Genomic DNA, 14,478 nt, shown 5'->3' with positions numbered 1-14,478 from the left:
CTTTTTCAGTCTCCAACTTCTTTAGTTATCGTGGCTCTCTTCTTTCTTTTTGGGATCATCGTAGAGAGTGGGTGCTAGCACCTTCATTAAAGTCGCCGTCCCAAATCGCAAGACAGCTGCTGCTAGTCCAAAAATAGGGGATAGGTAGCGGAAAAAGAAATCTCCCCTAAGTACATAGGTCATGCCACCCACAATAAAAAAGATCACAATTCCCTGAACGATTGCGTAAAACCAAATTTTTTTCACACTATTCTCCTTTTCACAAACCAGCTGACTTATCCACTGTTTTTTATCACTTATCCACAAAAATGTGGATAACTTTCACCTATTGCCCCCTCAAAAGAGGAAGCGTCATCAGCACCAGGACTTGTTTTCATCCATTTACAAGTAAGTTTCCCACAGCCTGTGGATAACTCTCTTGCTTATTTGTGACTTTCTCGTCACTTTCCTCACAAATCAAGGAGCCAGGATTTGATCCTGCCCCCTTTGATCAAGCATTATTTAAATTCGTCTGGTGTCCCTTTATATTGGGCCCAGTCTTTACTGAAGAAGCGATCATTTAGATGGTAAGTTGGTGCTTTTTCAGCCTTTGTGACAAAGGGATTGACCGCTTTATCAAAGGCTAGCCAACCATTCCATCCCATATGAATCGTATCTTCCATAAAGTAAGGCTGATCACCATCTTTAGAAAAGTCTGCAATATTGGTGAATCCTTGACTTTCCAATTGGTAACGAATCTTTTGAACAGCCTGTTCATACTTTTCTTGGCTCAAGCCTGTGTATTTCATCCATTTGGCATTAACTGGAGGAATGACAAAGATAACATTGGTCCGAGATTTAGCAAACTGGTCTAGAACCAACTGCAAGTCATTGTACTCAGGAGATTGAACATAGGATTCGTTTTTTTGGAAACCTTTTAGTTTCTTCAACTTCATTTTTAAACGAGTATTGTAAAAATGATTGCTGATTCCAAGGTCGTTGTTATTGGTTTTGACTTTTGCTTCAGCCGTTGCAATTTCTTCCAATTTCTCATATGAGAATTGATCTGGTAAATCTTGTAGACGTTTTTTGACCTTCTTATCGTAATTCCCGTTTGTACGCGTTGCAAGATTACTAAACAAAGCATCTTCGCGTTGAACAAGGTGGGAAACAAACTGGTTCAAAGACTGATCAAATCCGGAAATTTTCTTTCCTTGAGAAATTTTTGTTACAACACTTTGAAAGGCGACGTTTGGATACTGTTGTAATAGACGCTTTGCAGCATACTGGGATGCAGCATCCTGTTGGTGATTGGCAATAAAGCTATTCAACTGATCGCTATTAAAGAATTGTTGAAAAGCAGAGGAATCGTACCCCTTTTTGGTAAACCATTGCGGAGAAACTACATAAACAGCTGTATTGTCCTTGAGTTCTGGCAAAATCTGTTGCATCCCAAAATACTGGTTCAAAGAAGCCGCACCACGTTCTCCTAAAAAGTAGGGTCTATAATTGCGGTCATATTTCTCAGCCAAAACTGCTGGATGCACCACATCAAAGCGCAACCATTCACTGGAGCCGAAATAAGGGACAAAGCGATGCTGTGGATCAGAAAGTGCTTCTTGTTTCTTTGTACGACTCTTGAATCCTTCTGCATTCAGACTAACCGCAGCTTTTTTCTCTTCGGTATAGTTGTGCTTATGATTGATTGGATAAAAGAATAATAAAGCTGTTACCATGAGGAGCGCGCAAAATACGGGCCCTAAAATCAGCCACAAACGCTTAAGCATTCTGAAGCTCCGTTACACCTTCTACGATCTTGTTAGCAGTATTCCAATCATCGCGTCCAAATTCAGATACAGGAACACGGATGCCAAAGCGATTTTCCAATTCCACAATCAATTCGACTGTTCCCATACTATCAAGGACACCCGCATCAAAGAGATCCTCATCCATCATGTCTGAGACATCTTCCATAAACAATTCGTCAATAATTTCAATTACTTGTGATTTTACATCCATTTTTCTATTCTCCTTTTATTTCAATTTTGGAAACCATTGTTGATCCAAGAATCCTGAGAAAATCAGGAAGGACAGCATCACTGTGTTAAAGGTGATAAAGATCCCCAAAGCTTTGGTCCAACGATTGTCCGGTATAGGATCCAATCCTTTTGCTTTTCTTTCTTTATTGATGGTCTTTTTCTTACGAATCCAAGCATCATTGATAACCAGTCCAAGCCCATGGAAGAGCCCATAAGCGATGTAGTACCAGGTCACCCCGTGCCAGAAGCCCATGACCAACATATTGATAATATAGGCAACATTTGAGGTGGTAATTCGGCTCTTGAATACTTTATTGCGCATCAATACCATCACGAGACGCATAAAGACAAAATCACGGAACCAGAAAGACAAACTCATATGCCAACGATTCCAGAATTCCTTTAAGTCACGTGATTTAAAGGGACGATCAAAGTTGATTGGACTTTTAATTCCCATCAAATTTGAAGCTGCTAAAGCAAACATCGAATAGCCCGCAAAGTCAAAGAAGAGGTCAAAGCCATAAACATACATGACTCCCAGCGTTCCGATATTGAAGAATCCACCTTGAGACAAGGCATAGGTCTGCACATGTCCTAACAATAAGTGACCAAAAATATGAGCTAGGATAAATTTATAAAGGAAGCCATACATGATATACTTAACAGCTTGCTCCAACATATCCAATAATTCTTCACGCTCAGGAATAGCGTTATAATCCTCATTAAAACGCTTGAAACGATCAATCGGCCCACTTGAGAAGGTCGGCATAAAGAGCATAAAGCGTAAGAATTCCCAGAGTGTGAATTCTTTCAAGACACCATCTCGCATTTCGATGATCATTCCGACAGCCCGGAAGGTTAAATACGAAATCCCTAAAAATCCAAACAAGGATTGGTGCCCATTCTTGATTGCTGGCTCTACCTTCACAAAGATCAGAGGCAAGACAGACAAGAAGGAATGAAGATAGAAAATCCACTTATTGTCCGCTTTCTGACGATAAATCTTGTAGGAATACACAATCAAAATTTGCCAGACTACGTAAAAGAGCAGGGCATAAATTTGCTTGAGATTCGAACCTGTCAGCATCAAAATGATAAAGATCAGACTCACCAGTCCTTCATAGACCGGAAATCTCTTTTTGAAAAAGAGGCCCACAAAGATCGGCAAAAAAGCTAGAATGAGGTAGATAAAATAGATCGGTGTTCCATAGTGTTCTAAATGAGGGAGCTGTTTCAAAAACTCGATCATCGGTTGTTAACCTCGCTAATCAACCCTTTGATGTCGATTTTCCCGTTTGGTGTTAATGGCAGGCTGTCACGATAGAGGAATTTTGAAGGCATCATATAAGACATCATGATGTTTTCTAAATCTTCCTTAATGGCTTTCGTGATATCAATTTCGCGCTCAAATTGTTCTTTGACGCCCTCTTTTAAGATGACATAGGCCAAGAGATTTTGAACTTTGTGATCTTTATTATAACGCGGTACCGCAACTGCTGAGTCAATATACTTCGATTTGTTCAAGTTTTGAGAGACATCCTCTAGCTCGATACGATAACCGTTAAACTTGATTTGGAAGTCCATCCGTCCACCGTAGAGAAGGAGGCCTTCATCCGTCATGGTTCCGACATCTCCCGTATGGTAGGCTGGAAGACCTTCAAATTCGAAGAAGGCTTCTGCTGTTTTCTCTGGATTATTCATATAACCTTTTGAAACAGCTGGGCCAGATACGATGATCTCCCCTTGCTCACCATTTGGCAATTTGTTTCCTGCCTCATCAATGATGAAGGTTGGAGAATCTTCTTTGGTGTAACCAATTGGCAGACGTTTCAAAGTAGCTAACATCTCATCTGTTACGGCTACAGCCGAAAGAGCTACAGTTGCTTCTGTTGGCCCGTAAGCATTGATGATACGCGCATTTGGGAAACGCTCGCGCAATTTTTGAGCGGTTTTAACTGTCAACTCTTCCCCATCAAAGTAGAAATGGGTGATCCCTGGCATCTTTTCAGCATTGAAATCTTCAGACAACATGGCCATATCTGCAAAAGATGGTGTCGAAGTCCAGATAGCAATCGGAAGAGAAAAGATGGTCGCAAAGAGTTGTTTGAAGTCTTGAGTAATGGCTGATGGAAGAGCAAAAAGCGTTCCTCCAAGAGCCAAGGTCGGTGCCCAGTACATGACAGACAAGTCAAAGGAATAGGGCGGTTGCGCCAACATTTGCGGACGCTCTGGCGTTGCAAATTCCTTGTCCGTAATCATCCAGTTGGTAAAGCTGAGCAAGTTATCGTGCGAAATTTGCACCCCTTTTGGCTTCCCAGTTGTCCCTGAGGTAAAGATGATGTAGTAGTTATCATCCCCTTTGACCGGATGTTTCAAGTCATAGGCATGCTGAGCCGCATAAGCTTCACGCACTTGCTCCAAGGACATGATTGGAGCAGCTGGGTTTTCCAATGGAAATTCATTGATGGCAATAATCAAGCTTGGCTCTGCTACTTCAACAATGGCAGACACGCGCTCCAAGGCAGAGTGGCTATCAATTGGGATATAGGCATGGCCAGATTTTGTCAAGGCCACAAAGGTTGCTAACATTTCATATTCTTGACCACCAAAGACCACTACAGGTGACTTTTCAGGAAGTCCCATTTGGTCGATGTGGGCAGCCAAGCTATCTGAATCAGCCTTCAATTGGCCATAGGTATGCTCCTCACCAAGGACATTGTAGACAGGATAGTCTGGTTGTAGTTGCGCATAACGTTCAATTGTCTCGATCATATCAGTAATTGGTTGGTTTGACACGGCTAGGAGTCTCCTTTTCTAAAATTCGTTGTAGATAAAGCCACCCTGACCTTGACCAAGGTAACTAAAGAAATAAAGTAGGGCTAGGAAAATGGCGAAATACAAGACCGTCTGCCCGATAAATTTATAAAGTGTTTTATGTTTCATAAGTTTCACTCTTCATTTTGATTGTTACTCACTATTTTACCATTTTTTATACCAAGTAAGCAATTTTAAACATAGTGAGAATGTCGTAGAAAACGTTATCATTTCAGACATTTATCCCTTCTAACCAAAGGATTTTTTTCTTTAATCAGTTTTTCTGATTGAAATCCTGTTTTATTTAACATTCCCCTGACGAATCAACTCCAGACACTTGTCCAGATCCACATCTCTCTCGAAATGGCTAGGTGTCCAAGGAATCTCTATATCGGGTAGAACACCCTGATCCGTCATCCCTTTCCCTTTATCCACGCTTAAACAGCGAGAGGTGGGAAACATTAAACAAAAATTGCCATAATCAACCGTACAACAATTAGAGTAGTCTAGAATCCCGAGAGTTGGTCGACCCACCACCGTTACCTTCTTAAACTGCCTCATCATCTGAACAAAGTTATCCCCAGAAGAAGCGCAGTAGATATCTGATAAAATAAAGATCTGTTCAGGATAGTGGCCTCCTCTAACCTCTGGAAAGAATTCCTCGCTTTCTTCCTTATATGCTACATAGCCTTTTCCCCGATGGCGGAGCAAGTCCTCTTTCATATCTTCAAGCAGCTTAACTGTTTCAGGACTAATTTCTTCCTGTTGCATCCAGTCCTCAAAGTCTTTCAAGCGCAGATCAACATTACGTTCCGTGTAGAGAATTTCCATACCATCATCGTCCCAGTCAAGCGAATCATAGCCCTGATCCTTCTCTAAGCCTAGATGTAATAGAGGGAAATATAAAGAGTCTGTCCCTCCGCCGTTCTGTCGGACATCAATGATAAGAAACTTGACTTCCGTCATCATCGGTAAACACTCTTGATATACCCGACTAATGGCTCCTTCATCCATAAAATTATCCAGACGAAGATAAAGAATCTCATCGTCTAATCTTTTCCAAAAAATCTGATCTTGGATCGGTTCTCGACTAGGGACTACTTCAATGGTCTTTTCTATCCCTTCTCGAAGCAGGGTGACACTCGTTGACTGAGAGACCAAATCTGCCCATTCTCGGTAGTGTCTTTCAGGGGTCTTGCTGATAAAATAGTCTTTATGAAGAGAAGCTATCTGATCCAAGTCACTTCCATCCAGAGCTAGGATCTGATCTCCTACTTGAAGACCAGTCTCTTCATTAGCTTCCTCAACATACAATTTCTGTCCATTTATTCTCAAAAGGAACCCTTTTTGACTGGCCTTTTTATCTCGAAAGGAAACATGCCCGATCACCCCAAAACTAGCTAGGTAAGTCTTAACTTGATAGAGAAAGGCATCATCTGTCATATCATCTGTAATGTTTTCTCGAAAAGGCTCTGGATCGCATCCTTTTCGATCCTTGATGGTAGATGAATCATGGGTCATAATAGAGACGACATCTTCAAAAATAGCAGTCTTTTTCATAAGGGATTCCTTCCATTTTTTAGAAACAGTATACCACTTTTTCTTAAAAAGTTCTTAAAATCCTAAAAAACTATCCTAAAGTAGGATAGCCGTTATAGATTCTTTCTTTTCTTCGCTTTCTTTGTCAGAGCGACATCACAATTTTCAATCTTGCTAATCAATAGATTGGCAAGAGCAAAATCATCGATGTTCGATTTCATATTTACCTCGTAGTTCAAGGTCAGTTGTTCTCCAGCTTGGGCCGTTGTGACAGAAATAAAGTCAATTTCTGAACAACTTTGGTCCAACAACTGACTGATTTGTTCTGCAACAGAATCTTGTTCTGAGACGGTAATAGTCAAATGGCGGCGCCGTTGATGGTCTGCCTTACTCTGTTTGTTCTCTAATACCAGCCATACCCCTAGTAAAGAAAGGGTTGATAATATGGCCAATAAAAGATAGCCTGAACCTGCCGCTAGTCCTATAATCATAGCTAAGAAAATGGCAATCAACTCTCTCGAACCACTCGTAGCCGAACGAAAACGGATCAAACTAAAGGTCCCTGCCACTGCAATCGAGGTTCCCAAACTTCCATTGACCAAAAAGATCACTAAGGTCATCATACAAGGAAGCAAGGTCAAACTAATGACAAACTCTCGAGTGTAAAGTGTTCGGTATTTATAGGTCCAAGATAGGGCCAACCCTAGAAAGAGGCTGACCAAAAGGGCCAGCAGTAAGCGCAAGGGATCCACCGCTGCTGTGGCATTATTAAAAATAGAATCAAATAGATTAGACATAGGCAGCACCTACCGTTTCTTGAACTGGTCTTGGGGCATAATCCAAGCCTTGTGATTTATGATAAGCACAGCTATATTTTGAAAATTTCTGTTTGACCAGTCCGTACTTATCTAAAATATCCTTTAGCCATTTAGGTTCTTGCCCAGGAGCCTTAATTTCCATGATCACGAAGTCATCCTCTAGTAGAGGTTCTCCTTTCTTCCCATCAAAAAGGCTAACAGCCTGATCTCGAAAAACTAGGTTTTGATCGATTGTCACGCGAATCTTCTGATAAGGATAACCCTGAATGGATTTCTTTTCTTTGAGAGATAAGCGATCGTAATAAATGAACATCCGTGGTTCCAATCGATGACCATAACGTTTGCGCAATCTCTGAATCTCTTGCACTAAGTCTGGATCTTGTATCTGATGATCTACTTTCCCATCTGTCATCAAGTTGATAATGGCTTGCGAAGTGGCGACTAGACGGAATTTATGGCCAATTCCTTCTTCATCTTTTGACTTCACCTCTAGAAATACTGGACTGTCTGCTTGAGGTGTTTCTATATAAGTCCGCATTCGAATTTTTTCACGGCGGTGTTGTTTTGCAAGAGCATCTTGAATGACATCAAAATTTTCCGTGTCAAAATAAATGTTTGAAATGGTTGAGGTTGGGTAATCATCTTCTACGACGTATTCTTTTAAGTCTTTGATCAAGTCCTTCACGTCATCTTTTGCGACGATATATTTTGTTTCGATTCGTTTAAAACTTGTCTCAATTGTTTTTTTCATGTTTCTTCTCCTTTAAGAGGGATCTATTGTTTCTAACCTTCAGTAAGTATGAATACGACTTACGTGCTTTCTAGTTTAATGGGACTTTCTTAACTGGTCATTAAGCCAAATTTAAAGAAAACTAAAGTTAAGGTTCCTTTCAGAAAAACTTTAGGAAACTTTCAGCTAGCAACTTTAGACTAGGAGCATATCAATTGAACGAGAGGAAAAGCTCATGAAATCAAACAAATGGAAATTTTTATTAACGGGGGCCGCAACCCTCACCTTACTGACAGCTTGCACCCAGGCGTCATCACAATCAGCTACAAAAAGCAATACTGCACAAACAACCGCTACTTCTACTTCAAAAAATAAAACAAACAATTCCAACTATTTTACAGATAAGGACAAGGACACCTCTTATGATGAAAGCAAAGCCTCTACTGTAAAACTATCTGCTTCGTCTGCAAGTGTATCAGGTGACGGCGTAGCTGTATCTGGATCAACTGTGACCATCTCAAAGGCTGGAACCTATGTCATCTCTGGTGAATCCGATGGGGTTCAAATCAAGGTTGAAGCGGGTGACTCAGACGATGTTCACATCGTCTTGAAAGGCGTTACCATGACCAACACCAACGCGCCAGTTTCTGCTACGAAAGCAGGGCATGTCTACCTCACTCTAGCAGACGGCACGACCAATACCTTGTCTGATTCAAGTTCAAACAATGATGAAGATGCCGATGCGGTCATCTTCTCTAAAGGCGACCTCACCATCAATGGTTCAGGTACGCTCAACATTGACGCCAAGATGAACAACGGTATCAAGGCCAATGACACTCTCCATATCACAGGTGGAACCTATAAGATCACGGCTGTAGGAGATGCCTTCAACGTCAATGACGAACTCAATATCACTGGTACGACCATAACCATCGATGCAGATGAAGATGCCGTCAAGGTGGATAATGATGAAGATACTTCGGTCGGAACCATGTATCTTTCAGACAACAAAATGACCATCACTGCAGGAGACGACGGAATCCATGCTTCTGGAGATCTGATCATCGATAGCGGAACCTATGAGGTAACAGAGTCTGTCGAAGGTCTCGAAGGAAAATCGATCACCATCAACGGTGGTGATATCACCATCTACGCAACCGATGATGGTGTCAATGCAGCCAATGCTAATGCTAACCAAGATGAAATTTTCTTCACCATGAATGGTGGAACCCTCAACGTTGAAGTTGGCCAAGGCGATACTGATCCAATTGATTCGAATGGAAATATCACTGTTACCGGAGGAACCATTAAATTAACGGGACAATCTGGATTCGACTTTGATGGTACTGCTACCTACACTGGCGGAGACATCTATATCAACGGTGAAAAACAAACGGAAATTGTCAACTCCATGCCTGGAGGCGGTGGGGCTCCAGGCGGTGGCGGACCTCGCGGCGGTCATTAATAATAACAAATAAAGGCAGGATTTCTTCCTGACCTTTTTTTGTTACCCTTTTTATGATAGAATAGAAAATCAATCAGCTTATCGAAAGGAACATGATGAAAAAACAAACACTCCCTCTTTTCTTCACACTCTTGCTGTCTCTTCTTTTTCTATCAGCCTGTGTGCCGGATCTTAAGATCAACTTTAAAAAAGAACCAACAACTACCAGCTCAAAAAAGAAAACCTTTAAAAAAAGTAGCTCGAGTCGTTCTAGCCACCCGATTCGTTCAACTAGTTCAAATAGCTCAAGCAACTCCTCTAGCTCTCCTTCAACCACTACACAGCCCTCTTCGGACATCGTCACGACCGAAGGACTCCCTAGAAATGCTCAAGAAGCACCCAAAGATAAAATTTATGCGACAGGGAACTTAAAAGTAGCCTACTCTAGAAATGACGATAAAATTTTTGCACAGACGCCGGATTATGAAGGATATACCACCGCTCTTGTCCAAACAATTCTTGGAAATCCAGAGAAACAAATAACAGACCCTGCTTATATTGCCGAATCTTTTGAAAATACCGAATTAGAAAATATTAAAGGGCTCTACCACGAGGGGAAAATCACAGAGGAACAAGCTCATGCCTTTTTGATGGGAGCTGTTGATCTCAAACAAGCGTCTAAATTCGGAGTAAACTACACCATTTACACCTATAAAAACAACACCATTCAACTGGTCTTTGAAAATGACCAACTTCTCTATATTACACCAAATCCTGATGTTGTCTTCTTTAAATAATAAACATTCTCGCTTAAACAAGCGAGAATTTTTGTTTCACATGAAACAAAAAAACTCCCAACACATTCTGTTGGGAGTTCTTGAAGATTAGTCCTCTTCATATTTTTTTGGATTATAGAACCACATTCCGAGGCCTGCAAAAAGAACAATAGTCATCAGAAGGAAGGCCACTTGATTTCCAATTTCTCCTGTCATCGAAATCGTTTGACGAAGACCAGAAACGGTATAGCTCATTGGCAAGAATGGATGAATGGCTTGGAAAAATCCATTTGTCAAAGCAAGAGGATAGGTTCCTGCACTAGAAGCCAATTGCAAGAGCAAGAGGATCAAGGAAAGGAAAGCACCGATCTTTCTTTGCCATGTTGTCAAAGCAGTCACGATAGACATGAAGGCCACACTACCAATCACACAAAGGAAGAGAGTAGACATCTCATGATTAGCTGATAAACCAATCAAGTGAACGGCACCATAGACCAAGACTCCTGCAATCACCGCAATCGTTCCGTTGACCTCAAAGCGAGATTTAAACCATGCCCAGCGACTTTCAGGATGACGACCGGATGGCAATTTTGCAAAGATCATATTGGTTGACAAGGCACAAACAAAGAGTGCTACAGAGATCATATAAGGAGCCATTCCGACACCATTCACCGGGACATTGTCACGGTCTGTTTTAGACAAAGTGACAGGATCTGCTAAGGTTTTAGCGTTTTCTTTTTCAGTTGTAGCCACATTCAATTGTCCCTTAGCATCGTTTAATCCTTGACTCAAGGTTTGGCTTCCTGTTGCTAATTCACCTAAACCATTTGTCAATGTTTGGCCACCTGCTGCTAATTTGCTGGACCCATCTGAGATTTGATTTGCACCGTCGGCTAGTTTATCAGCTCCGGTCACCAGTTGACCTGATTTTTCTGTCAACTGATTGACACCAGTGACAAGTTTATTGACACCACCTGCCAACTCTGGAGTCTTGCTGTTCAATTGTCCTACACCGTCAGCTAATTTTCCAGCACCAGCAACCAATTCACCCGACTTACCTGTTAATTGGGTCGCTCCTGAAGCCAGTTGATTCATACCTGATGTCAAGGCAGGCATCTTCCCATTTAACTCACCTAGACCAGAAGCCAATTGATTGCTTCCTGCAAGTAATTCTGATGATTTACTATCTAGTTGATCAACACCTGCTGCTAACTGACTAGCCCCATTTGTTAAAGTACTGCTATTCGTCTGAAGTTGGGTTGCTCCATTAGCGATTTTATCGACACCAGCTGTATAAGCTCCGATCCCTTGATTGATGGTTTGACTAGCTGGCAACAATTGTCCACTAACTGCGGATTGAATCTTAGACAAGCCACTTGACAAGTCTGTCAAGGTAGAAGAAGCTGTCGGTAAAACTTGATTGGCTGCCGTTTGCAGTTGTGTCAAGCTATTTCCTGTATTCAAACTACCTTGGATCGTTTGAATCGTAGTCAAGATTCCTTGAGCCGCCGTTTCACTCGAGCTTGGGCTCGATGAGATCGCTGCATTGATTTCCGCTTGTTGGTCAGCTGTCATTGCTTGATAGGCTGCTGTCCCTTGCACACTTGCAAGGGCATTTGCACGATCCGCTTGGGCTGAAGCAAGGATTGATTGAGCTGAATTCGCAATACTCGTCAATCCAGACGACAGTTGACTGGTATCTACTGTAGCATTTTGAATCGCTGCATTTAATTGGTTTAAACCTGCTGCCAATTGATCAATCTGAGCGGATTGACTTGTAGAAGCTTGTAGCTGGCTTGATAATGTTTGAATACCTGATTCTAATTGTGAAACCCCATTTCGAAGGGTAGCAGATTGACTACTTAATTGACCCGCTCCCTCTGATAAAGTAGCGACTCCATTTGTATAGGTTGCTAAACCATTTGAAAAGTTTGACAGGCCTGAATTCAATTGACGCACACCATTGGTATAATTCCCAAGACCATCATTGAGGGTCCCCATACCGCTGGTTAACTGACCAACTCCTGAGGCCAACTGAGGGGTTTGACTCGCCATTTGATTGAGACCATTTCCTAATCGATCCACTCCGGTAGCGTAAGCCATCAAGCCTGTATTAAAAGTACCAAACCCATTATTTAATTGATTGACGCCAGATACCAAGTTTGGAAGTTGACCAGCCATTTGATTGAGACCATTTCCTAATTGACCAACACCATCTGTATAGGCTGCTAGACCCGTACGAAGAGTAGTCGCACCATCTGAAAATGCTAAGCTTGAACGAGCCAATGTATTCAAATTAGTAGACAGTGTTTGACCACCATCTTCCAATTTACTTGCACCATCTGCTAATTTAGCACTTCCATCTGCCGCTGTCCCCATACCAGTTTTAAGCGATCCCATTTTGGAAAATAAAGCTGTTGTATACGTATTGGTCACTTTTTCGGCCACTGACTGCTTCATCTTTGTCATCGCAGTGTCGCTCATTTTCCCTGCGATAAAACTATGACCACTGGATGTTTGGTAATCAATGGTCATCTGTTCCGGATGATTGGTTAAGATGGAGCTAGCTTTCTTTGAAAGATCCTCAGGCAGGGTTACAATCATATAATAATCGCCATTTTTAAGACCATCTTTCGCAGCTTTCTCATCTACAAAATGAAAATCAAGTGAGTCATTGTCCTTCAAATTGGACACCATGTCTTTTCCTATTTCCATCTTTTGTCCATTATATGTAGCAGATTGATCCTTATTGACAACCGCTACAGGAAGATCCGAAACTTGGCCATATGGATCCCACATGGAAGATAGAAAAATAATATTATAAAGAGCTGGAATCAAAGCAACTCCAATCATGACAATGATAAATGTTGGCTTTTTAAGAATAGCCTTCCATTCTTTCATCATATTTTTTGTCTCCTTTTTATACACATTGTCTAAATTTCTGATATAATAGATTATACAGTTTCTAGAAATTTTCACAAGTAGGAAATCTTTATTTTTAGACACTGTGTATAATTTTGTGCAAAAAGGATTAACAGATGACTGAGAGCAATAAACGATTAAAAACAAAACGAAATATCGAGGAGGCGATGGTTCGACTACTAGAAAAGGAATCATTCGACCAAATCACAACGGTTGAGTTAGCACAAGAATCCGGCATTAGTCGCTCTAGCTTTTATACCCACTATCGAGACAAGTACGATATGATCGAGCGCTACCAACAAGCACTCTTTCACAAGCTTGAATATATCTTTGACAAACACCAAGACGACAAGCGCCAAGCGATTACAGAAGTGTTCGAATTCCTAACCAAGGAGCCACTCTTTGCAGTTCTTCTGACAGAGAATGGAACCAAAGAGATCCAAACCTTCTTACGACATAAATTACAGATTCTTCTGGTTGATAGTTTGCAAGAGCGCTATAGTCATAAATCATTAACAGATATTGAAAGAGTCTACAGTTCTGTCTATCTGACCAATGCCTTCTTCGGAGTCTGTCAGATGTGGGTTTCGCGCGGAAAAAAAGAAAGTCCTCAACAAATGGCTGAATTTTTAATGAAAATGTTACGGTAACAGTCTCTCCTGATCGATCTAGATCAGGAGTTTTTTTATTAGCAGGTTTAGGTTTTAAGAAAACAAAAAGGGGAGCAAAGCCAGAAATCAACCCTTTAAGACAAAATAAAAAGCCCACTGTAGTAGGCTTTCTGCAAAGTATATCTTAAAATTAAAGCATTTTGTTGTAGAATTCAACGACAAGTGCTTCGTTGATTTCTGGGTTGATTTCATCGCGTTCTGGAAGGCGAGTCAATGAACCTTCAAGTTTGTCAGCATCGAATGATACGAATGCTGGACGTCCAACTGTAGCTTCAACAGCTTCAAGGATAGCTGGAACCTTAGCTGATTTTTCGCGAACTGAGATCACTTGACCTGGAGTTACGCGGTATGAAGGGATATCAACGCGTTTTCCGTCAACAAGGATGTGACCGTGGTTAACGAATTGACGAGCTTGACGACGAGTAGTCGCAAGTCCAAGACGGTAAACAACGTTATCCAAACGACGTTCTAAAAGAAGCATGAAGTTGAAACCGACAGTTCCTTCTTTAACTTTAGTAGCTTGTACGAACAAGTTACGGAATTGTTTTTCACCAAGTCCGTAAGAGAAACGAAGTTTTTGTTTTTCAGCTAATTGCAAACCGTATTCTGACAATTTTGAACGGTTGTTTGGTCCGTGTTGACCTGGTACGTAGTTACGACGTGCCAATTCTTTACCTGTACCTGTAAGTGACAAGCCAAGACGGCGAGATTGTTTCCAAGATGGTCCAGTATAACGTGACATTTAA

Annotated in this window: 14 protein-coding genes; 3 read left to right on the top strand and 11 right to left on the bottom strand. The window is 41.3% G+C overall.

The features are described 5' to 3' along the window. Nucleotides 1-21 precede the first annotated feature (21 nt). The 9 genes from SM123_RS01100 to SM123_RS01060 all read right to left on the bottom strand — a co-directional run bounded on the left by SM123_RS01100 (nt 22) and on the right by SM123_RS01060 (nt 7,940). Nucleotides 22-246: a hypothetical protein gene (locus SM123_RS01100; RefSeq protein ID WP_021154124.1), complete on the bottom strand. Its 225-nt coding sequence runs from the start codon at nt 244-246 to the stop codon at nt 22-24. Between the two features lie 251 nt (nt 247-497). Then, nucleotides 498-1,766, bottom strand: a complete 1,269-nt coding sequence (gene dltD / locus SM123_RS01095; protein ID WP_049506233.1) for a D-alanyl-lipoteichoic acid biosynthesis protein DltD — start codon at nt 1,764-1,766, stop codon at nt 498-500. Then, entirely contained in the window at nt 1,759-1,998 is a 240-nt protein-coding gene (gene dltC / locus SM123_RS01090; RefSeq protein WP_003002265.1) for a D-alanine--poly(phosphoribitol) ligase subunit DltC, read from the bottom strand. The genes dltD and dltC overlap by 8 nt, the downstream gene beginning before the upstream one ends. A gap of 15 nt (nt 1,999-2,013) precedes the next feature. Further along, entirely contained in the window at nt 2,014-3,267 is a 1,254-nt protein-coding gene (gene dltB / locus SM123_RS01085) for a D-alanyl-lipoteichoic acid biosynthesis protein DltB (RefSeq protein ID WP_049492700.1), read from the bottom strand. After that, nucleotides 3,264-4,814: a D-alanine--poly(phosphoribitol) ligase subunit DltA gene (gene dltA, locus SM123_RS01080; RefSeq protein ID WP_021154127.1), complete on the bottom strand. Its 1,551-nt coding sequence runs from the start codon at nt 4,812-4,814 to the stop codon at nt 3,264-3,266. The genes dltB and dltA overlap by 4 nt, the downstream gene beginning before the upstream one ends. Nucleotides 4,815-4,832: 18 nt before the next feature. Next, complete coding sequence (locus SM123_RS01075) at nt 4,833-4,961, bottom strand: teichoic acid D-Ala incorporation-associated protein DltX (RefSeq protein ID WP_003002102.1); 129 nt, start codon at nt 4,959-4,961, stop codon at nt 4,833-4,835. Nucleotides 4,962-5,132: 171 nt separating this feature from the next. Next, complete coding sequence (locus SM123_RS01070) at nt 5,133-6,392, bottom strand: S41 family peptidase (protein WP_320909626.1); 1,260 nt, start codon at nt 6,390-6,392, stop codon at nt 5,133-5,135. A 92-nt stretch (nt 6,393-6,484) separates the two neighbouring features. Further along, nucleotides 6,485-7,168, bottom strand: a complete 684-nt coding sequence (locus SM123_RS01065; protein ID WP_070587679.1) for a DUF4956 domain-containing protein — start codon at nt 7,166-7,168, stop codon at nt 6,485-6,487. Further along, entirely contained in the window at nt 7,161-7,940 is a 780-nt protein-coding gene (locus SM123_RS01060) for a polyphosphate polymerase domain-containing protein (RefSeq protein WP_320909625.1), read from the bottom strand. Before SM123_RS01060 ends, SM123_RS01065 begins: the two co-directional genes overlap by 8 nt. A gap of 214 nt (nt 7,941-8,154) precedes the next feature. On the opposite strand from SM123_RS01060, the gene SM123_RS01055 reads away from it, so the two are divergent. Together SM123_RS01055 and SM123_RS01050 are read left to right on the top strand one after the other, a co-directional pair. Beyond that, nucleotides 8,155-9,384: a carbohydrate-binding domain-containing protein gene (locus tag SM123_RS01055; RefSeq protein WP_320909624.1), complete on the top strand. Its 1,230-nt coding sequence runs from the start codon at nt 8,155-8,157 to the stop codon at nt 9,382-9,384. A 92-nt stretch (nt 9,385-9,476) separates the two neighbouring features. Then, the gene (locus tag SM123_RS01050) at nt 9,477-10,160 is read left to right on the top strand and encodes a DUF4947 domain-containing protein (RefSeq protein ID WP_320909623.1); all 684 of its coding nucleotides are present in this window, start codon (nt 9,477-9,479) and stop codon (nt 10,158-10,160) included. An 87-nt stretch (nt 10,161-10,247) separates the two neighbouring features. Here SM123_RS01050 and SM123_RS01045 read toward each other — a convergent pair whose 3' ends face one another. Further along, on the bottom strand, nt 10,248-13,043 hold the full coding sequence (locus SM123_RS01045) for a YhgE/Pip domain-containing protein (protein WP_320909622.1): 2,796 nt from the start codon (nt 13,041-13,043) through the stop codon (nt 10,248-10,250). A 134-nt stretch (nt 13,044-13,177) separates the two neighbouring features. Between SM123_RS01045 and SM123_RS01040 the strand changes: the two genes are divergently transcribed. Then, nucleotides 13,178-13,711 carry a TetR/AcrR family transcriptional regulator gene (locus tag SM123_RS01040; RefSeq protein WP_003001962.1) on the top strand — a complete coding sequence of 178 codons (534 nt, stop codon included), beginning with the start codon at nt 13,178-13,180 and terminating at the stop codon, nt 13,709-13,711. A gap of 151 nt (nt 13,712-13,862) precedes the next feature. Here the strand turns inward: SM123_RS01040 and rpsD are convergent, their stop codons facing one another. Continuing rightward, complete coding sequence (gene rpsD / locus SM123_RS01035) at nt 13,863-14,474, bottom strand: 30S ribosomal protein S4 (protein ID WP_003002210.1); 612 nt, start codon at nt 14,472-14,474, stop codon at nt 13,863-13,865. Between the last annotated feature and the right edge of the window lie 4 nt (nt 14,475-14,478).

The sequence above is a fragment of the Streptococcus sp. S5 genome (assembly GCF_034134805.1).
GTDB classification, from domain to species: domain Bacteria; phylum Bacillota; class Bacilli; order Lactobacillales; family Streptococcaceae; genus Streptococcus; species Streptococcus lingualis.
The sequence above is the reverse complement of the archived record's forward strand: the minus strand, read 5'-3'. Positions and strand labels throughout refer to the sequence as shown.

Excerpts from the sequence above, each read along its gene's own strand:
- SM123_RS01040 (WP_003001962.1), top strand. The coding sequence starts at position 13,178 with ATGACTGAGAGCAATAAACGATTAAAAACAAAACGAAATATCGAGGAG.
- rpsD (WP_003002210.1), bottom strand. The coding sequence starts at position 14,474 with ATGTCACGTTATACTGGACCATCTTGGAAACAATCTCGCCGTCTTGGC.
- dltD (WP_049506233.1), bottom strand. The coding sequence starts at position 1,766 with ATGCTTAAGCGTTTGTGGCTGATTTTAGGGCCCGTATTTTGCGCGCTC.
- SM123_RS01060 (WP_320909625.1), bottom strand. The coding sequence starts at position 7,940 with ATGAAAAAAACAATTGAGACAAGTTTTAAACGAATCGAAACAAAATAT.
- SM123_RS01070 (WP_320909626.1), bottom strand. The coding sequence starts at position 6,392 with ATGAAAAAGACTGCTATTTTTGAAGATGTCGTCTCTATTATGACCCAT.
- SM123_RS01075 (WP_003002102.1), bottom strand. The coding sequence starts at position 4,961 with ATGAAACATAAAACACTTTATAAATTTATCGGGCAGACGGTCTTGTAT.
- SM123_RS01045 (WP_320909622.1), bottom strand. The coding sequence starts at position 13,043 with ATGATGAAAGAATGGAAGGCTATTCTTAAAAAGCCAACATTTATCATT.
- dltC (WP_003002265.1), bottom strand. The coding sequence starts at position 1,998 with ATGGATGTAAAATCACAAGTAATTGAAATTATTGACGAATTGTTTATG.
- SM123_RS01050 (WP_320909623.1), top strand. The coding sequence starts at position 9,477 with ATGATGAAAAAACAAACACTCCCTCTTTTCTTCACACTCTTGCTGTCT.
- dltB (WP_049492700.1), bottom strand. The coding sequence starts at position 3,267 with ATGATCGAGTTTTTGAAACAGCTCCCTCATTTAGAACACTATGGAACA.
- SM123_RS01065 (WP_070587679.1), bottom strand. The coding sequence starts at position 7,168 with ATGTCTAATCTATTTGATTCTATTTTTAATAATGCCACAGCAGCGGTG.
- SM123_RS01055 (WP_320909624.1), top strand. The coding sequence starts at position 8,155 with ATGAAATCAAACAAATGGAAATTTTTATTAACGGGGGCCGCAACCCTC.